At 45.4% G+C, this 19492-nt stretch carries 18 protein-coding genes; 10 read left to right on the top strand and 8 right to left on the bottom strand.

Features of this window, described 5'->3' with window-relative positions:
- Positions 1-41 precede the first annotated feature (41 nt).
- From K5609_RS17050 to rimI, 5 genes are all read left to right on the top strand, one after another.
- Entirely contained in the window at positions 42-1811 is a 1770-nt protein-coding gene (locus K5609_RS17050; protein WP_221074679.1) for an IucA/IucC family protein, read from the top strand.
- A gap of 207 nt (positions 1812-2018) precedes the next feature.
- Positions 2019-2846 (top strand): HDOD domain-containing protein, encoded by an 828-nt coding sequence (locus tag K5609_RS17045; protein ID WP_221074678.1) that lies wholly within the window; start codon positions 2019-2021, stop codon positions 2844-2846.
- A 71-nt stretch (positions 2847-2917) separates the two neighbouring features.
- Positions 2918-3784, top strand: a complete 867-nt coding sequence (gene rluF / locus K5609_RS17040) for a 23S rRNA pseudouridine(2604) synthase RluF (RefSeq protein WP_221074677.1) — start codon at positions 2918-2920, stop codon at positions 3782-3784.
- A 39-nt stretch (positions 3785-3823) separates the two neighbouring features.
- Positions 3824-4210, top strand: coding sequence for a DNA polymerase III subunit psi (locus K5609_RS17035; protein ID WP_221074676.1), 387 nt, complete (start codon positions 3824-3826; stop codon positions 4208-4210).
- Positions 4171-4641: a ribosomal protein S18-alanine N-acetyltransferase gene (rimI, locus tag K5609_RS17030; protein WP_246611882.1), complete on the top strand. Its 471-nt coding sequence runs from the start codon at positions 4171-4173 to the stop codon at positions 4639-4641. Before K5609_RS17035 ends, rimI begins: the two co-directional genes overlap by 40 nt.
- Positions 4642-4672: 31 nt before the next feature.
- On the opposite strand, the gene K5609_RS17025 is transcribed toward rimI, so the two are convergent.
- From K5609_RS17025 to K5609_RS16995, 7 genes are all read right to left on the bottom strand, one after another.
- A complete protein-coding gene (locus K5609_RS17025; protein ID WP_221074675.1) occupies positions 4673-5905 on the bottom strand; it encodes a MipA/OmpV family protein in 1233 nt (410 codons plus the stop codon).
- Between the two features lie 67 nt (positions 5906-5972).
- Positions 5973-6545 carry a thioredoxin family protein gene (locus K5609_RS17020; RefSeq protein ID WP_221074674.1) on the bottom strand — a complete coding sequence of 191 codons (573 nt, stop codon included), beginning with the start codon at positions 6543-6545 and terminating at the stop codon, positions 5973-5975.
- 169 nt (positions 6546-6714) lie between these two features.
- Complete coding sequence (locus tag K5609_RS17015; RefSeq protein WP_221074673.1) at positions 6715-8952, bottom strand: endo-1,4-beta-xylanase; 2238 nt, start codon at positions 8950-8952, stop codon at positions 6715-6717.
- A gap of 224 nt (positions 8953-9176) precedes the next feature.
- On the bottom strand, positions 9177-9362 hold the full coding sequence (locus K5609_RS17010; RefSeq protein ID WP_221074672.1) for a DUF2986 domain-containing protein: 186 nt from the start codon (positions 9360-9362) through the stop codon (positions 9177-9179).
- A 128-nt stretch (positions 9363-9490) separates the two neighbouring features.
- A complete protein-coding gene (locus tag K5609_RS17005; protein ID WP_221074671.1) occupies positions 9491-10183 on the bottom strand; it encodes a tellurite resistance TerB family protein in 693 nt (230 codons plus the stop codon).
- Between the two features lie 22 nt (positions 10184-10205).
- Complete coding sequence (locus K5609_RS17000; protein ID WP_016401582.1) at positions 10206-10880, bottom strand: Bax inhibitor-1/YccA family protein; 675 nt, start codon at positions 10878-10880, stop codon at positions 10206-10208.
- Positions 10877-11332 carry an HPF/RaiA family ribosome-associated protein gene (locus K5609_RS16995; RefSeq protein WP_221074670.1) on the bottom strand — a complete coding sequence of 152 codons (456 nt, stop codon included), beginning with the start codon at positions 11330-11332 and terminating at the stop codon, positions 10877-10879. Before K5609_RS16995 ends, K5609_RS17000 begins: the two co-directional genes overlap by 4 nt.
- Before the next feature lie 120 nt (positions 11333-11452).
- Between K5609_RS16995 and nhaR the strand changes: the two genes are divergently transcribed.
- The 5 genes from nhaR (at position 11453) to K5609_RS16970 (ending at position 18711) form a co-directional block, all read left to right on the top strand.
- Entirely contained in the window at positions 11453-12343 is an 891-nt protein-coding gene (nhaR, locus tag K5609_RS16990) for a transcriptional activator NhaR (RefSeq protein ID WP_246611881.1), read from the top strand.
- 135 nt (positions 12344-12478) lie between these two features.
- A complete protein-coding gene (locus K5609_RS16985) occupies positions 12479-15196 on the top strand; it encodes a TIM-barrel domain-containing protein (protein ID WP_221074669.1) in 2718 nt (905 codons plus the stop codon).
- Between the two features lie 266 nt (positions 15197-15462).
- Complete coding sequence (locus K5609_RS16980; RefSeq protein WP_221074668.1) at positions 15463-16536, top strand: AI-2E family transporter; 1074 nt, start codon at positions 15463-15465, stop codon at positions 16534-16536.
- A gap of 56 nt (positions 16537-16592) precedes the next feature.
- Positions 16593-17687, top strand: coding sequence for an HlyD family secretion protein (locus tag K5609_RS16975; RefSeq protein WP_221074667.1), 1095 nt, complete (start codon positions 16593-16595; stop codon positions 17685-17687).
- On the top strand, positions 17677-18711 hold the full coding sequence (locus tag K5609_RS16970) for a DUF2955 domain-containing protein (RefSeq protein ID WP_221074666.1): 1035 nt from the start codon (positions 17677-17679) through the stop codon (positions 18709-18711). Before K5609_RS16975 ends, K5609_RS16970 begins: the two co-directional genes overlap by 11 nt.
- 44 nt (positions 18712-18755) lie before the next feature.
- Here K5609_RS16970 and K5609_RS16965 read toward each other — a convergent pair whose 3' ends face one another.
- Complete coding sequence (locus tag K5609_RS16965; protein WP_221074665.1) at positions 18756-19457, bottom strand: PEP-CTERM sorting domain-containing protein; 702 nt, start codon at positions 19455-19457, stop codon at positions 18756-18758.
- Positions 19458-19492: the final 35 nt, after the last annotated feature.

The raw sequence follows: 19492 nt of genomic DNA, 5'->3' as shown, positions 1-19492 counted from the left end.
ACAAAAAATAAACTTAGTTTTACAAGGGGTTAGGAGAAGTAATGTTCAATCAAGCTCAGTGGCAGTTGGCCAATACTCATTTGGTCGCAAAAATTTTGAGTGAATTACAGTTTGAAGAACGGCTTCAATTTAGCCTAGTGGACGTTAGTAATCTGCAAGCTAAATCCTCAGATACTTTGCAATATGTTCTTGCTACTGCAAGTCGTAACTGGCGCTTTAACGCCAAGCAGACTATCTGGGGCATGTTCATTATTGAGCCATCAAGTATTGAATTAAGTGATGCAAGTGTCCCGCTTGCTAGTGAATTACTGTTGGATATTCAAAGCCAAATTCAGATTGGTGATATTAACTTGGCCGGGCTGTTAGAGGAGATACAACAAACCTTATACAGTGATGTGCTGCGTTGGGAGCAGCAACAAAACATCAATGCGACCGATTTAGTCTTGCTTAACGAAACCCAGCGACAAGCATATTTAGACGCCCATCCTAAGGCCATTGCTAACAAGGGGCGTTTAGGCTGGGGTAGCCAAGAGCTTGCGAGCTATGCGCCAGAATCGGCAAGCGCAATTAAGCTGCATTACCTAGCCGTAGATAAAATGCTTTGTCAGGTAGGCTTTAAACCCGGCTTAAGCCAAGCAGCCCTACTTGAACAAACCTTGAGTGAGCAAGCATTTAGCTCTATGAATTCCAAACTGCCTAATGATTGGCAGAATACCTATTATGTTTTGGCGGTTCATCCATGGCAGTTTGAGCGCTTTATTCAGGTGCAATATGCGCAATACTTAGCCGAAGGCTCAATGATTTACTTGGGCGAAGTAGCCGATTGCTGGCTAGCGCAGCAATCTATTCGCACCTTAAGCAGCGACAACCCAGCTTTAGCTTTTGATGTGAAAACCGCCTTAACCATTCTTAATACTTCTTGTTATCGAGGGATCCCCGGGCAGTTTATTGCTCAGGGGCCACAGTTGTCTGAATGGTTAGCGGGCTTGAGCCAGCAAGACGCTTTGTTTGTAGAGAGTGGTTTGTATGTTCAACAAGAGGTGGCTGGCGTATTTTGCCCTCATCCTCAGCAGCAACGGCTGCAGGTGGGGGCTTACCGCTATAAAGAAATGCTGGGCTGTATATGGCGAGAGCGCGCAGAAGCGGTGATTCCACAGCAGCAGCGGCCGATGTCTATGGCCACTCTCATGCAGCAAGACAATGGCGGAGAAGCAGCGATTGTTGCGCTGATCAGCTTAGCTGAGATTAGTGCTGAAACGTGGCTGCGTAAGCTGTTTAAGCACGTGGTAGTGCCTTTGTATCACTTAATGTGTCGCTATGGGGTAGCCTTGGTCGCCCACGGGCAAAACATTACCTTGGTACTGGATAAACACCAACCTGCTGGTTGCATTATTAAAGACTTTCATGGTGATTTGCGCTTAATCGACCAAGCATTTCCTGAGCTTGAAAGCTTAGATAGCGAAGTGAGAGGTAACTTAACTCGCTTGCCTGCTAACTATTTGATCCATGATTTGATTACTGGCCACTTTGTTACGGTGCTGCGCTTTGTTTCGCCTAAGTTGGTCAGTTTGGGTGTGAGTGAACAGCAGTTTTATAGCTGGCTTGCCCAAGAGTTGGCTAGTTATCAAGCTAGTCATCCAGAGCTAAAACAACGCTTTGAGCTGTTTGATATATTTAAACCAGAAATAGAAAAGATTTGTGTAAATCGGGTGCGATTTAAGATTGGCTATGGCGATAGTGATCAGCGGCCATTACCGGAAATCGGCGAGCCGATAGCGAATCCTTTGTGTAGCAAGCTAAAGCTGATATAAAAAGAATAACAACATAAAGGTTTTGCTTAGCGAACTCGCTGACAAATCCTTTCTTTACCCATACAAATCATACTGATATTGTTGTTATTTATTTGTTTAGCTTGAACTATGTATTAAGCTTGGCTTAACTAAGCGTGTGGCCAAGCAAATGGCATTGCTTTGATACGGTGTAAGCGTAGTGACGGTATTTTCTAGCAGGAGGGTTGGATGACCGAACAAGAATTACTATCCCGTGTGAATGAATTACCCAAAGTCTCCAGTGTGGTTCAGCAACTGGTTAGTATGCTTAATGACCCTGATTGCGACTTTAGCATGCTGGCAAAGAAAATATCCATGGACCAAGTGATTAGCGCGCGCGTATTGCGCTTGTCTAATTCAGCCCACTTTGGCCGCAGCCGAACCATTGCCTCGGTTAACGAAGCCGTTATTCGCTTGGGTATTGCCCCGCTCAAAACCATGATTGTAGTGTCTTGGCTTACCAGTGCCTTTCCCAAAGTGCCTAAGTTGGATATGCAAACTTACTGGAGTGATACCTTTGAAATCGCCAGTATTACCAGCAAAATCGCCGAAAAAGTACGTATTGATGCCAATGAAATGTTCACCGCGGGGATCTTGCATAACATTGGCGATTTGATGGTATATACCCTAGCTCCTGATGTAGCTGAACAAGTTGCCTTAAGAGTGGCAGAAGGTGAAGACCGACAAGCGGTGCAGCAAGAACTATTAGGCACTACCACCGCAAAACTGGGCGCCGAACTAGCACGCGCTTGGAAGTTTGCCCCTCGTTTGGTGGATACCATTGAGTTTCATGTAAATCCCGATGCCGCTAAAATTGAACCGCTGCGTGCCTTGGTGCTTAACTTTGCTTGTCGCCTACATCAAGATTGGGATCATTTGGAAAGCAAAGCTGCCAAAATTGATTACTTTGCCAGCCATGCAAATTCTGGCGCACTGGTATTGCCATCTTCTTTTTATGTGTCTATCGACAAAATCCGCGGCCAAGGCCGAGAAATGGCGCTGCAAATGGCGAGCTAGTTCTAAAAGCGCTTATTGAGCTAGCTATTCTATGGTTTAATAGGCGCGTTAATTAGCTAGTGGATCTTTTTGTGAGCGCATCAAACGAAAAACGTCTAAATAAATTTATCAGTGACTCGGGATTTTGTTCACGTCGTGAAGCCGATAAACTGATTGAACAGCAGCGAGTAACCATTAATGGTCAAAAGCCTGAGTTAGGGACTAAAGTTCAACCGGGCGATAAAGTTGCAGTAGACGGTAAACTGATAAAAGCTATCGCTAGCAATAAATCTGATCGTGTTTACATTGCCTACAACAAACCCATTGGCATCACCAGTACCACAGAGCGTCATGTTAAAGGCAACATTATTGATGCCATTGGTCATAAGCAGCGAATTTTCCCTATCGGCCGTTTAGATAAACCCTCTGAAGGGCTCATTTTTCTAACTAGTGACGGCGACATCGTGAATAAGATTTTGCGTGCCGAGAATGCTCACGATAAAGAATACGTGGTGACGGTAGATAAACCCCTAAGCGAGCGTTTTGTTGAACGGATGCAACGTGGCGTGCCGATATTAGATACCGTGACTAAGCCCTGTAAGGTGAAGGTAAACAGCAAGTTTGTCTTTACCATTGTGCTTACTCAAGGCTTAAACCGTCAAATTCGCCGCATGTGTGAATACTTAGGTTATGAAGTTACCAAGCTTAAGCGCACCCGTATTATGAATGTGCACTTAGATAAACTTCGCCCTGGCCAATGGCGCAACTTAACAGATGCAGAAATGGCCGAGATTAATCAAGCTGTAGCCCATTCAAGTAAAACTGCACCAGAAACCAAAGCAGCCACCGAGAAAAAGGTGTTTGTGAATAAAGCGGCAAGCAACAAGGCGCGTGATAAGTTTAAAAAAGCGCGTAGCCAAGGGGCAAATAAAGCTACTTTAAGCCTAAAGAAAAAGTAATCTTAAGCGGATTAATATTCAGCAACTTAGAAGCTCATTATGATAGATAAACAAGCGCGGCAATACCTGCAAGAGATGGATATCGACGTATGGCTCAAGCGGGCCACTCCGGTAAGCAAAACTCTGCGAGCGTCGCCGTCTTGGCCGCTAGTGCTAATTATAGAGCCTGCAGTTTTAGAGCTGCATTTAGCGCTGTTTAAAGGCATTGTTGCTGCGATGAAGCTAGAGTGGGCCGATATTCATATTTGTAGTGCTGCGCATTTTCCAGAAGCTATCGATACTTGGGTGTTATGGGCCGATCCTTTGAGCACCGCACCTAAGCATTCTAAAATTTTGTTTTGCGACCCACAGCAGTTGGCTAGCGATAAACAAGCTAAGCGTATTTTATGGCAGCAGATATGTGCTCAGATCTTAAAACAAGCCTAAGCCCTCTATCGGTGATGGATGTGCCGATGATGCTAAACATAGAGCAACAAGCGCATTCGCACCCATGGAGCCGCGCTTTACTCACCAGTAACTTTGGTGGTTTGTATCGAAACCTTGGCCTTTGGCAAGACGACTGCTTATTGGCTTACATTATTTTGCGGGTGGTGGCTGGCGAGGCTGAATTGATTAATATTGCGGTAACGCCCGAACAGCAAGGTAAGGGCTTAGGCACCCAGCTTATGCAGGCCATGCTAGCGATGGCTTATGAGCAGGATTGGCAACAAATTTTGCTGGAAGTAAGAGAAAGCAATGCTAGCGCTCAGAAGCTTTATCTGCGTTTTGAGTTTCAGCAAATAGATCGCCGCAAGGGCTATTATCCATGCGATAAAAAAGGGCGTGAAGACGCCCTTATTATGCAACGATTCTGCTAGCTATCTTCGAGCTATTGCGGTTGCCCACGTATTACCAATGCCACTGAAAGTGGATGCCTTGATAATTACTGCCACCTTTAATTCGACCAAACAGCGATGAGTTCTCGAAGATGCCCGAGCGGTGGTGGATGTTATAACCCAACCACATTTTTTCCATTTCTGGTTTTCTAAACAAATCCCCTAGGTTTACATCTAAAGAAAAGTCCAAATAGTTGAGCAACTTGCTTGGCTTGTATCCCTTTCCGTCTTCGGCTAAATCGACTTCTTCAATATAGGTGATGTTGGTGACGTAAGATAAACCCTCTGCTACACCAAAACGCCAACGAATTGGCCAAGTGAAGGTGTAGTAGGCTTTAAAGGCCACTACGTATTCTAGAATAGGGTCTTGTACTTCCGAGCTGTGGTGATAAGCCAAGCCTGGCGTTAGGTAAACGTCAATCGGGAAGCCGAGCAAAGTTTCACTGAGTAAGTGACCATAAAACACCGAGCTTAACTGGTTGTTATATTCATCTTTTTCGGCTTTGAAGTGGATGATATCGCCTAGGTTAGAAGGGGTAGCCCAAGCATGGGAGACTCTCAAGTAACCTTTTGGCCAGTCACCTTCGGTGGTTTGATATTGTTGATTGAAAAAACTAATGCCGAGAAAGCTTTCAAACTGAAAATCTTTGTCGATGATTTCTACACTGCGAACTTCTTGCCCGTAATAAGTACCACCTAAACGACCCACTAGATAGAAATCTCGCCATACGTGGTAGCGCATATCGATACCGGCTTTTAAATCTATATCAGCTTGAGCTTCAAAAAGTTCGAGGCCGTAGTAGCGGGTATTGTATCCATTGCTTTTTAGGTGTGCGATTGCGTAGGGCGCTAAATACCAGCGGTTGTAATGCTTCTGCCAAGTAAGGCCCAAGTTGCCATGAAAATTACCTGAGTCATCGCTTAAAAGCTCGGTGTTAAAAGAATAATCTGGTTTGAAGCGCCATTGGCTGCGAACACCGTAATCAATGCCGTCGCCGCGAATTTGGTTTTGATATTCAGAAGGAATGTCGAAGAAGCGATAGCGGCCCATAACAGAGATATCAAAGTCGTCCTCTTTCCATATTTTGTAGCCGGCTTCTAAGCCGTCTAGGTATACACGTTCGCCTTTGTAATAAAGCAGCGGCATAACATCGGCAACGGTATTGGTTTCTGAGCGAAAAGGGATAGTGGCATTTCTAAAACCAAAAGCGATGCCCCAATCGTCATCCATTAAACCGTCAACCATTTCACTGGCTTGGCTACTAAGGCTAAAACACCACAATGTTAGGACAAGAGAATAAGAGAGTAGCGAGTTAAGGTGGAGTTTCACCGCTTGGTTCTTCCATGTTGGCTGCTTTTCGAGCCAATATTGTCGCACGGGTCACAGATAAACTAAAGCTTGCTTCAGAAAGTGGCATGAAATTTCCCTTCTGCAAGGTATCTTGCGCCACCCAAATTTGATTCATTTCTAATACTAGATAGCTTGAAACGTGGTGCTCAGGGTCAAACATCACAAACAAAGATGGATAAGTATTAAGGTTGAACTGGTCGGCAAAACGCTCGTGAGTGCGGTCGGTATCAATGTCCACCTGCACCTTCACATAGTCTTCAAGCATGCGTTTGATTTGAGGATTGTTTAGATAGTCATATTCAAAGGCAATACAGCGCTGACAGGCTTGCCTACGTAAATATAAAAACAGTGGCTTTTCAGTGAGTTTCGATTCTCTAATACCCTGGTGATAACCTTGAATATCAAATAGCCAACCGTCTTTGGCGCTCACGCCACGGCCGTGAACATGGTAGATAAAAATGTAACTAAGAGCGGCACCACCTAGGGCTATCAATACCAAAGTAAAGAAGACTTTTTTGAATAGCTCAAAGCTCATCGCTTGCCCCTTGGTTAATTAACTAAGCATTTGTTTATAAACGTACTTAGTTAGCTATCGGCCTAACAATAGTAAGCTTTAGTTTGTTGATAAATCAAGCGAAGGCTGGCTTGGCGGATTTGGCAAAAAAAAGCCTCGCGAATGCGAGGCTTTTTGCAGGTGTGCTTACTTATTTAACGAATTCTAAAATCGTAAGTTGCTCACCTAGGTAGGCAGTGTTGTTACCTGGAACAGGGTATAGCTGCGAACTACGAGACTCGCCATCGTCGTTATCTGCTAGTGCAATGTTCCAGTCAATGGTTTTACCCGCCAAACTGTCTACTGGCAGCTCAATTGAGAATTGCATGATGGTGCCATCTTCATTCCACTTAGCAACACGCTTACCTGGGAAGGTGTTTTCTTGGAAGTCTTGGCCCACAATGCTGCGCAATTGTACAAACTCTTCTCCAACCTTGATGAAAATTTCAATGTTGTCGGCTTGCCAATCATCGCCAGTAGTTACCGTTTTATTGTCATGGCGGTGAACTACACCATGCAAAGTATTGCCAGAGTATGCTACTCGCCAAGTGCCATGAATAATGTCTTGGCTCGGTGGCGTTTGGTTGATCGGGTTAAGTTGGTTGAAGGCAAATGGGTAGTGGTAAGCATTTTCCCATTGTGATAAATCAAAGGCGCTTGTCGCATCTAAGCCATCAACAGGTTCTGCTTTAAAGCTCACTACTTGACCTTTTAGCTTATCGCTGATTTCAGTGTTTTGAGCAGTAAAGAATACTTCACCAAAATCATGACCTTGCCAGCCGTTGTTAGTACCAGGAACTGGGTAAAGCTGAGCAGAGCGACCTGCCTCTGGGCCAGCATCATTGTCAGCCAAAGCAATGTTAAAGCCTAAGGTAGTGCCAGATAGCGTATCAGTTTGTTTTGGCGTAATAGAGAATTCCATTACTGTGCCATCTTCACTCCAATAGTTTTTGATATCTGCTTGGAAGGCAGTAGGAGCAAACTCTTCACCAACTAGCGCACGAATTTGTGCAAACTCTTCACCAAAACCTAGGAATACTTCTACAGAGTCATTTTCCCAAACTTGCTCTTTGTTACCGATAACGGTTTTGTCGTCTCTACGCTCTACACGTCCATAAAGGGTGTTGTCATCAAAAAGCAAAGCAAAGCGACCTGAAATGTTACTCTCTGCTGGTAAGGTTAAATCTTTACCGCCTAATTGATTGTAGGCAAATGGATAAAATACTGCTTCTTTCCACTTGGCAATGTCGCCGTCTAGTGGCATAGCTTGTTTAGCTTCGTTACTAATAAATGCTTCGAAGCGACGACCTACATCAGCTAATGGTGCTGGTGGCTCCCAATCAAATTTGCCTTGGGCTTTATCGGCAAATACTTTATTTACCGCTGTGTAAGCTGGCTTTTCTTGGTATTGCTTATCAAACATTAGACCGTGGTCGTAGCCTTTAAACCAATGAGGGATCCAGCTGTATTTGTCACTAATACCCCAAGTAGTGAAGAAGTTAACGTTATCAAAATAAGCTGTTAGATTAGCTAAATCTTCATACATGTTTGCTTGTTGCTGCAACATGCGGTCGGTAGCGGGGTCTTGCATACGCATATCGATTTCGGTGAAATGAAACTCTAAACCTAATTCTTTAATACGTTCAATGTTAGCTGCAATGTCGGCTACACGTGGCTGAACACCAACCACCAAGTGGGCTTGAGTACCAATACCATGAATTGGCACACCTTGCTCTTTTAGCTTTTTCACTAAGCGGTAAGCCGCGTTGGCTTTAGGTGATTTACCTTCAGTAGAGTAATCGTTGTAAACCAAAATGGCATCGGGATCGGCTTCATGGGCAAACTCGAATGCCTTGGCAATGTAGTCTTCACCTAGGGCTTTGTACCAAAGGGTTGGGCGCCAGCCACCGTTGTCGTCTAAGGCTTCGTTCACTACGTCCCAGTATTTCACTTTACCCTTGTAGTGGCTTACTACGGCAGTAATGTGCTCTTCCATGATTTTTAGCATTTCTTCTTTAGAGAAGTCGCCATTTTCTAACCAATCAGGGTTTTGAATGTGCCATACCAAGGCGTGGCCTCGAACCATCATGTCGTTCTTTTGAGCAAAATCTACCAGCTTGTCAGCTTTATCAAAGGTGAACTTGCCACGCTCTGGCTGCAAGTAGCTCCACTTCATTTCGTTTTCGGGGGTTAGTTGGTTGAATTCGCGAGCCAGTGTCTCAGCGAATTGCTTGTCTTGAAGGTGGCGAGTTTCCAAGGCCGCACCAATGAAGGTATCTTGACCTTTTACTACATCTCTTAACGGTGCAGCGTTTACTTGTAAGCTGCAAAATGCAGCAGCAAGCGCCGCCACTTTAAAAATTCCTGTCTTAATAGCATGCTGACGCATGAGTCTTACTCCTTAAACCGTTCTTAGCTTAAGGCTACCTTAGCCCTCCTTTTATCTGGGGAGCACTGCGAAACTTGATAATTACGTTGCGAAAAAGCACTAATGTGAGCTTACTCATGCTTGTATGATAATTAATGAATCTCTCAACTATAGATGAAACGCTTGCTGAACTAATCACAGTCCGCATCACTATCTATTTGTTAGTAAAGAAATTATCTTTTCGCTTAGGTTTGGGGCTTACTTTCTTCTAAAGGTGCAGGTTGGCTTGGCTCGCTATTAGCTTGCTCTGCTTCTAGCGCTGCGCGCTCTGCTTTTGAAATATAACGAGGTTTGTTGCTGCTGTGTTTTTTTGCATTGGCCTTTTTGGCTTTTTTCTTCAGCGTTTCATTGATTTTCTTTTTGCGGTTCACGACTTGCTGCCTTTACTTAATTAATGGGGTTAGTTTAGCAAATAGTCGCCTTAAGTGCTGCAGAGGGATGCGCTGAATGGGGTAGGGCTTAGCACCAGCATCCATGCCGGTTTGCTAAATTGAAAAATTCAAGCCGCTTCGTTTAAGGCTTGGTGGGCCTGTTTTTGCAGCTGTTCGGCTAAATCGAAAGGAAGGCGAAGTGCGTAGGCTAAGCCATCCAAATGGGCTTGCTCAGCAGGGTTGTCTAAATTTATCGCAAAGCAAGAGGCTAAGTAGATCTCAGACTTTTGCTCGATGGTGTCAATGTCACTCGCTAATTCACCTATGGAGATGGGCTGGCGCATTAGTTGATACAAGGTTGACTTCACTTGCTCGCTAAGCGCCATTTGTTCTAGCGCTTCGAAAATCCGCTGTTGCTCTTGCTCGTCAATGTGTCCGTCTGCCTTGGCAGATGCGATCATCGCTTTAAGTATCGTGAGCTGAAAGTCGTTGTTATTGGCGGTACTCGTAAAGCTGGATTGATCAATTTGCTCCAATTTTTGGCTAGTATGGAGGTTTTGCGAAGAACTAGATTGCTTTTTCCAGTTACTAAAAGCGCTATAAGCTAAACCGCCAAGCACCGCCGCACCGCCATAGGTTGCCGCTTTGCCAGCAAATTTTCGTGCGGATTTGTTACTTACTAATAAGGCCATTAAGCCACCGGCAGCAGCGCCTCCGGCTAATCCACCTGGAATTGCCCCCAATACTCCACCACTTTGCTGTGCGGTTTTGGGAGCGTCGCCTGAAGCACCTAAAAATTGGTTAAGTAAATTGTTAATCATGCTAGTTTCTCCTCTTGCTTAGCTAGTCTTCCCCGTTGAGGAAACCAAGGATATGCAGCAAGCTGGTGAACAAATTGAAGATGGCAACAAACAACGAGGTTGTAGCCATAATGTAATTGGTTTCTCCGCCATGAATGATGTTGCTAGTTTCATATAAAATTAGTCCCGACATCAACAGAACGAACATGGCCGATACACCTAAGGATAACGCCGGAATGGCAAAGAAAATTGCGCCTAAACCGGCAAGAAAAGCCACTATAATGCCCACCATTAAAAAGCCGCCCATAAAGCTAAAGTCTTTTTTACTGGTAATGGCATAAGCAGATAGCGATAGGAAGATCACCGCGGTAGCTACCATGGCTTGGCTCACAATCAGGCCGCCATTTGGCAGGCTTAAGTAAGCGGTAAGGATCGGCCCAAGGGTTAAGCCCATAAAGCCAGTTAGGGCAAAAATGCAAACTATGCCCCAAGCACTATTGCGCAGTTTCATGGTGGCAAACAGCAAGCCGAAGTAGCCCACCAAGGTGATAATGATACCGGGGTGGGGCAGGTTCATTGCCATGGAAAATGCCGCGCTAGCGCCACTAAACATAAGCGTCATGGAGAGCAAGGCATAAGTATTGCGAATAACTTTATTGGTGGCTAATACGCTCTCGTTAACATGGCTAGGGGTATTGCTAATAGGGTGATTGTTCATCTTGTCACTCCTTCCTCAGCAGTGTTTGGTGGGTATTCGGTGAACTCTACAAATTCGCTATTTAGTGGGTCGTTATCGTCTTCATCACTCAAGCTGTAATAGTCGGCAACACTAATGTCGGGAGCCCGAAGTGCCTTATTTCTTACTCGGGCGATACGTCGCGTTACCGAGCGACTGGCGCGGCTGGCGGCTCGGTCGATGGCAACATAGATTTGTGCTTGGATATCTTCAATGACTACATCGGCTTGGCCTGCAAGTTTAATTAATATCTGGCAGCGTTTGCCGCTGGCGCCGCTTGCTTCTTTGCTATCTGATAGCTTCACCGCAATGCGCATGATGTTGTCGAACTGAGAGCCTAGCGCAAAGTTAATACGCCGCTTGATGTAGCCCCGCAAGGATTCGTCGAGCGGAAAGTTTTGTGAATGCATATCAATTGTCATACTACCTGGCATAGTTTGCTCCTAAGTTTGAATCAATATTTTGAATCACCAAGCTCCACCTTAATGGGCTTTGACACTTAGGTATACTCGAATATACTTTCCTTATGGTTCGAAAAATACGAAGTGTTTGCTGTGATAAATTATAAACATCTGCATTATTTTTGGGTGGCTGCCAAGCAAGGCGGTATTGCTCGAGCCAGTGAATTGCTGCATATCACGCCACAAACGATTAGCGGCCAAATCAGTTTATTGGAGCAGCATTTTGGCAGTGCTTTGTTTAGTAAAGTGGGGCGAAATTTAGAACTCACTGAAACTGGCCGTTTAGCCTTGAGTTATGCTGACGAGATATTTTCTCTAGGTGAAGAGCTGGAAGATAGCTTACGGCAAGGGTCAGCAGAACGTCCGCAGTTGCTAAAAGTGGGCATCGCCGAAGTGGTTCCCAAAACCATTGCATATCGCTTGTTAGAGCCGGCCTACAACATGGGTGAGCCTTTACGTATGTTGTGCAAAGAAAACACTCTAGAGAGTTTGTTGGCAGAGCTAGCCCTAAACCGTTTGGATTTAGTGTTGGCGGATGGACCAGTGCCTCCTGGTTTAGGCGTGCGTGGTTTTAATCATGCCTTAGGTGAGAGTGGGGTTAGCTTCGTGGCTAGCCCACACATTGCTGGGCCTTTGCAAGAAAATTTCCCCACAAGTTTAGATGGCGCACCGTTGCTGATCCCTAGCGAAATTAATGTTATGCACGTGCGCTTATTACAGTGGTTTGATAAGCAAAATATTCACCCCCTGATAATGGGGGAATTTGATGATAGTGCTTTGATGAAAACCTTTGGTCAAGCGGGCGTTGGCGCGTTTATTGTGCCGACCGCCATTGCCGATGAAGTGGTAAAGCAATATGGCGTTCGCCTAATTGGTAGTACCCAAGATGTGCGAGAACAGTTCTTTGCGATTACCGCTGAGCGTAGAATTGCCAACCCAGCCGTAGTGGCAATTACCGAATCAGCACGCGAGTGGCTGAATTAGGTTTTTTATTGAAACTTAATGGTGCGCAATACCGCAAATTTACTTATCTAAGCTTATTTGCTGCTTTAGTAAGCCGTTAAATCTTAGCCGGTGATTTACACTTAAGTTCATCGCTAGTTGCCCCTGGATTATTGGATGTCGTCACACTTATTTCCCTTCTCTTTTCTGCAAGATGGCAAACTCACTAAAGGCCTTGCTGAGCTAGGCTTTATTAATTCAAGTACCGTTAAAGTGAAGATTGCTTTAACGGCCGAACAGCTAAAAGAGGCAAATGCTCTTAGTGAGTTGGTGGTATTGCCGCAGCCAACGATTAAGGCGCTGCATAGTTCAGCCAGCCAGTTACGTAGTGAGCGACTTAGTATAGCGCTTAGCGAAAACGGCCTTAGTTTTAGCAATGCCGAAGGCGAGCTACTGCGTTTAGGGGAAACAGCTTTCACCCGACAAAGCGATGATAAGGCAGCAAGCCAGCACTTTATTAGTCAAGGCGAGCAGGCTTTTTATGGCCTTGGCCAATATCCTGATGGGATCTTTAATTACCAAGATCAACGCCGCGAGATTTGCCAATCTAATAAAGGTATAGCAGCCCCTTTGCTACTATCTACCAAAGGTTATGCGGTGTTATGGAACCAACTTGCTTTTACCCAGTTTACTAGCCAAGGAGAGGGCTTTAGTTTTAGCTCTGCGGCTGGAGAGTGCATAGAGTTTTACGTTATTTATGGCCCCGAGTTTGATCAAATTATTCAACATTATCGAAAGCTTACTGGGGCTGCGCCGCTGTTTGGCCGTTGGGCTTATGGTTACTGGCAAAGCAAAGAGCGTTACGTAAATGCCGCCGAGCTAGTTGCCACTGCTAAAACTTACCGCGATAAAAAAATTCCCATCGATAACATCGTACAAGATTGGAAATACTGGGGAGATATGGGCTGGAGCGCAATGCAGTTCGACGCGCAAGTGTTTGGTGATGCTGCCACAACTATTGCTCAACTTCATGATATGCACTTCAAACTTATGGTGTCGATTTGGCCAATTGTTGGCAAGGGCAGCCCAGTGTTTAAGGCCTTGTTAGAAAATGGCTATTTATTCGAAACTGAACATTGGGCCGATGGTCATATTTACGATGCTTATAGCCAAGGCGCTCGTGATATTTACTGGCAACACGTTAAAGCTGGATTAATGGATCTGGGAGTAGATGCGCTGTGGATGGATGGCACCGAGCCTGAGTTTATCTCAACCCAGAACCCTAAAGATGGGGTGGACTTTTGTTATCAACAACGTGATACCGAGCTGGGTTCTTGGAAGCAGGTGCTTAACGGATATTCATTGATGACTACCCGTGGTGTGTATGAGGCGCAGCGACAGCAGATTGCGCAAGGCGGTGAAGATAAGCGAGTATTCACTCTCAGTCGTTCTAGTTATTTAGGGCAGCAGCGTTATGCCGCGGCCTGTTGGTCGGGAGACATTAGTTCCACTTGGCAAGTATTGCGTCAGCAAATTCCAGCAGGTTTAAACTTGTGTGCCGCGGGTTTACCTTATTGGACTACCGACATTGGTGGATTTTTTACCAGTGGTTTTGGTGCGAACTTTCCCGAAGGTGTAGACGATGATGCCTACAAAGAGCTTTATGTTCGCTGGTTCCAATATGGGGCTTTTTGTCCGCTATTTCGCTCTCACGGCGCCAATACCCCGCGCGAAATCTATCAGTTTGGAGAGCCGGGAGATTGGGCCTTTGACGCCTTGTTAAAGTTCAACAAATTACGTTATCGCCTATTGCCTTATATCTATTCACAAGCTTGGAATATTACAGAGCATGGCGGCACCATGATGCGTTTGCTGGCCTTTGATTTTAGGCAACAAACACAGCTGCATAACATTAGTGACCAGTTTATGTTTGGCGACAGCTTGATGGTGTGCCCAGTTACCCAAGCTATGTTCCATCAACAAAGTTTGCAGCAACAGTTGATTGCTCCAGAGCATTTGCACACGGCGGAAGGCTTGCAAGGCATTAGCGAGCAACACTTTTCTGATGATCAATTCAGACAGCTGGTAGCTACGCAAGTGGTTGAAAGCATCGATGGCAACTGGGCAGGTGGCCCGCCAGCGGGTTTGCCATTAAGTGGTTATAGCGTACGTTGGCAAGGGCTGCTCGCCGCGCCGGTCGATGGCGAGTACAACTGGCTGATTCATGCTAACGATGGGGTGCGTTTTTATCTTGATGGCGAACTGCTTATCGACAGCTGGCAGCCGCAGGCGCAGCTTAATCACAAAGCTAGTTGCCAGCTGCGGGCAAATCAGCAATATGATTTGGTGGTGGAATATGCCCATTGGCAGGGCTCATCTAAGTGCAGTTTAAGTTGGGCACACTCAGGTATTAAGCATCAAAAATTGCAGCTATTTACCCCAGAGCGAGAGGTGGTTCTGCCAGCAGGCGTCGCCTGGTATAACTATTGGAATAAGCACTGTTATCAAGGCGGGCAAACCCTTGCCATGAGCACGCCTATCGACATTATGCCTTTATTGGTAAAAGCCGGAGCCATTATTCCACATGGCCCTGAGGTGCAGTATCACGATGAATTACCGAGCGACCCGCTTACTATTGAAGTATACGCGGGTGAGGATGGCCACTTTTGCTTGTATGAAGATGAGGGGGACAGTTATCGCTATGAGCAAGGGGCCTATAGCGAAATTGTGTTTGAATGGGATAACAGTAAACGCTGTTTACATATTGCCAAACGCCGCGGCAGTTTTGCTGGTATGTTGCAGCAACGTACCTTTAATGTTCACTTAATTAGCGCTTTTGATATTCAGCGACAAACTCTAGTTTATGTGGGAGAGGAGCAAAGCTTGCAGTTTTAAATAAAGGAAATACGAGTGTCTGCTTATCTTTGCTGATGCTGCTCGGAGGATTCGGATAAGCAAACAAAACATCAACACCAAAGGTCAATAGGCACTAGTTTAGTGGCAAAACTGTGCAACAAGCAGGCGCTTAAATTAGCAAAATTATCTATAGATTGTTTTTAATAAACTAAACAATTACTTGGCTTATTCTCTATACTATTTAGCATCACTGAAGTGGCAGGGTAGCAACTTCAGTTCATTTTAATAACCTAGAGAACATGGATATGTTGAATCAAAAAACCTTTGAGCGCGGTGCAATGGAAGCCGCCATAAAAATAGGTTTACTATTTTTGTTAGCCGCATGGTGTATCGACATTGTGCGGCCCTTTATTACCCCGGTTATTTGGGCGATGATCTTGGCTGTAGCGCTTAACCCTCTGTATTTAAAACTCAAAAATGTGGTGGGTAAAGGTGGCGTAGCAGCCACCATTATTGTGCTGGTGTTTTTAGCCATAATTTTGGTACCTGGAGTTAAGGTCACTACCGCAGCAATCGACAGTTTAGCTGCTGTAGGTAAGCAAGTTCAGCAGGGCACCTTTGAAATTCCTCCTCCTTCAAATTCAATCAAATCTTGGCCGCTAATTGGTGAAAAAGTGCATGCGCAGTGGTCCTTGGCGGCTAGCGATATGCAGCGTTACTTGGGCTCGTACGCGGCTCAAGTTGGTAACGTTGCTGGAAAAGTCATTGGCTTTGCGGGTGGATTAATTGGCGGCTTGTTGATGTTTTGCTTCTCGGTAATTATTGCTGGGGTATTTATGGCTAACGGTGAAAAAGTGGTACTCGGCGTTCAAGCTCTGGCGCACGCTTTAGCTGGTAATCACGGTGGCTACCTTACCAACTTAGCCAGCAATACCATTCAAAGTGTGGCAAAAGGCGTGCTTGGTGTTGCGGTTATTCAAGCTACTTTACTATCAATCGGCTTTTTTGCCGTAGGCGTACCGGGGGCGGCTGTATGGTCGGTATTGGTACTGATTTTAGCCATTGCCCAATTACCGCCTTTTTTAGTGGTATTGCCGGTAGTTATTTATGTCTTTAACCACGAGTCTACGGTGGTGGCAGGGATTTTTGCTGTATGGAGCATACTAGCGGGCTTTAGTGAAAATGTGCTCAAACCTTTATTGCTTGGGCGCGGCGTAGATGTGCCAATGCTGGTGATTTTGTTAGGTTCTTTAGGGGGAATGTTAATGTCTGGCTTTGTGGGGTTGTTCTTAGGAGCAGTAGTTCTAGCAGTTAGTTACCGCTTGTTAGTAGCATGGTTAGAGCTAAATTCTCAAGAGCAGGCAGATGCTAACGAATAAGTAGCAAAACAAAAATTAGCCTTAAGTAAAATAAACACGGAAGTAAGAGAAACACGATGTCTGAACATAATGAAGCCTCAGAAGCTGCGCCAAGCAACCCTTTACGTAAAAGTTCGTTGTTGGTATTTGCCCTGTGTGTTTTGGTTTTTATCATTTATGTCGTGGGCGATAGAGTGACGCCCAATACCGACAATGCTCGAGTATTTGGTTTTGTGGTGCCGATTGCCGCCTCGGTATCGGGCAAGCTGGTTGAAGTGAATGTTACGAACAACCAGTTAGTTGAAAAAGGCCAACCTTTGGCCAAGGTAGCCGAAGAAGAATACGTACTGGCGGTCACGCAAGCCGAAGCTGCATTAGAGTTAGCCGGGCAAGAAATTGGCGCAGGAACTGCGGGTGTTTCTGCCGCGCAAGCTCGTCTGTTAGAGGCTTCCACCTCTTATCAAGCGATTCTTACCGACGCCAATCGTTTGTTTGCCGTAGAAGACCAAAATGTAGTGCCGCAGCAAAACATTGATAGAGCGCGCAGCGATGTGGCCAAAGCTAAGGCTTCAGTAGCTAAGGCCACTGCAGAGTTGGAGCAAGCTAAACAAAACCTTGGGGTAAGTGGCGAAGATAACCCAAAACTGCAATCGGCTTTAGCCAAGTTGGGCAAAGCCCGTTTAGATTTATCTAAAACCGTAATTGTTGCGCCTTCTGAGGGAGGTGTGACTAACTTACAACTTGAAGCCGGTTATTATGCTAATAAAGGCCAACCGCTGATGACTTTTGTCACCACCAAAGAGGTGTGGATTGAGGCCTACATGCGCGAAAACAATATTGCCAATATTCAAGCCGGTGATCCGGTAGAAATTGCCCTTGATATTGCCCCGGGCAAAATCTATCAGGGTGAAGTGGTATCGATTGGTTTTGCGGTGAACTACGGGCAATCAAATAATTTAGGTGCTCTTCCTAGTATTCCCAAAACTGCTGGTTGGCTGCGCGATCCACAGCGTTTTCCGGTTATTATCAAGTTCTCTGACGACTCGGCCCAAGGGTTACGCCGAATCGGCGCTCAAGCTGATGTTACCGTATACACCGAAGGCACCTTCATAATGAAAGCCTTGGCTAAGCTGGCCTTAAGGGTGAAGAGCTGGTTCTCCTATGTCTACTAAGGCTTTAACTTCGGCGCATGCTAATTCTCTAAAAGCGCATATGTTGCGCTTTAGTGTAGTTAGTGCCTTGGTACTAGTACTAGCAGTGAGCTTAGAGTGGAGTATGTCTTTTGTTACTGCCATTTTTACCGCTCAGTTGTTATTGCCAGGCAAGCCACCACTAAATTTAGCGCTGGTTAAAACGCTAGCTTTGGCGGTATTGAGCTGCTTTTTAGTGGGGCTTGGGGTGGTGCTTATTGCCCAGCCCTATCCCATGTTGCTGTTTATTATTCTGGCTTGGTGTTTGTTTTTTGTCTTTTACCGCGCCAGTACCGGCTTAAATGAATTGGTGGTGCTATTTCTGTTGGTGGCACTGATTGCCTTACCGATGTTAGCCAGTACTAGCAGGGCGGCAGCCTCTGGCTTCGTGGTCGACTTTATGCTGGCCTTTGTATTGGCCTTGCTGGTCGTGGCCTTTGTGCATTGGCTGGTTCCGGTTAATGACGATTTTCACCAAGCCGCCGAAAAGCCGCAGGCGCAGTGCTTAAATCATCAAGATGCCACTCGCCAAGCCATGGTGAGCACCATTGTTATATTGCCGCTTATTATTTACTTTTTTGCTTTCGATAAACTCAGTGATTTGCTGGTGGTTATTTTTGTGGCAATTTTGGCGCAAAACCCCGAGTTAACTAAAGGCGCAAAAGCCAGTATAGGAATTATTTTCACCAACATTGTAGGTGGGTTAATTGCTGTTCTGGTATTTAATTTATTAGTTGCTGCACCGCAGTTTAGTTTTATGGCGCTGCTAATCACCCTTAGTTTTATGCTGATCGCTCAAGCTATTTACCTGCACCCTAAAGGCGCGATAGTAGCAGCGGGTTTATCGGCCTATATCATCATATTAGGCAGCACTATTGGCAGTGATGGTGGTTTGGCTAGCGCTAAGTTTTACGCTCGGATCTTTCAGTTAAGCTTGGTGGGCTTATATGTGGTGGGCAGTTTTTACTTAGTGCATAAGTTGGCTTGGCTTAAGCCGAATGAATGAGGTTTAACTAAAAACGCCGCTTAGAGTAAGCGGCGTTTTTGGTTTTATTTAAAGCGTCTTGCTACTAAGCCAAAACAGGCGAGGGCAAATAGGGCGATGCTGCCAGGCTCAGGAACCGAGAAGCGAATGTTATCGATAGCGCCAGAACCGTTTAGATGAATACGCATTGAGGCTACTTCGGCCACCTCGAAGTTCAAACGATCCCAAGTATTGTCACCGCCGGTATGCGGAGTGTAGAAATCAGTTGGGAAAATTTCGTTGTTTTGTGCATCAAACAAGTGAATGGCATTTTGTGGTGTATAGCCATTTTCTGCTAATTCGATATCGAAGAAGTCGATGCTTTCTAAATACACTGCGCTAGAGAAGTTAATGGTGAAGTAACCGGCTGGGCGACGTCCTTCATCATCAGGGTTATTACAGATAAGGCCATCACAAGAACTTGGATTCTCATGGATGATCAACACATTACCTGGGTTAGAAACACCAAGGTTTGGCTGATTAATGTTACTAAAGGGTGATTCAAGGTCGGGGTCTTGCGTATTAATCAAGCTGGTATCAAAGGCGACGGCTAGGTTGTTTTGGCCCACGCGTACGTTGGTAGCATCAATGCTAACGCCATGGCTTAGCTGGTATTGGCCATTAACAATTTCACCGTTGCTCAGCTCATCAAAAGTGATAATGCTGGCGTGGCTTGCAAAAGAGGCCAGTAAGCCTACAACGGTAAACAGTACATCTTTGAGTTTCAAAACAATCTTCCTTGGTATAAATGGTTCGACCAGTT

This window comes from Agarivorans aestuarii, assembly GCF_019670125.1.
In the GTDB taxonomy this organism is placed as follows: Bacteria; Pseudomonadota; Gammaproteobacteria; order Enterobacterales; family Celerinatantimonadaceae; genus Agarivorans; species Agarivorans aestuarii.
Note: the sequence above shows the minus strand (reverse complement) of the source record. Positions and strands in the feature narration are given on the sequence as shown.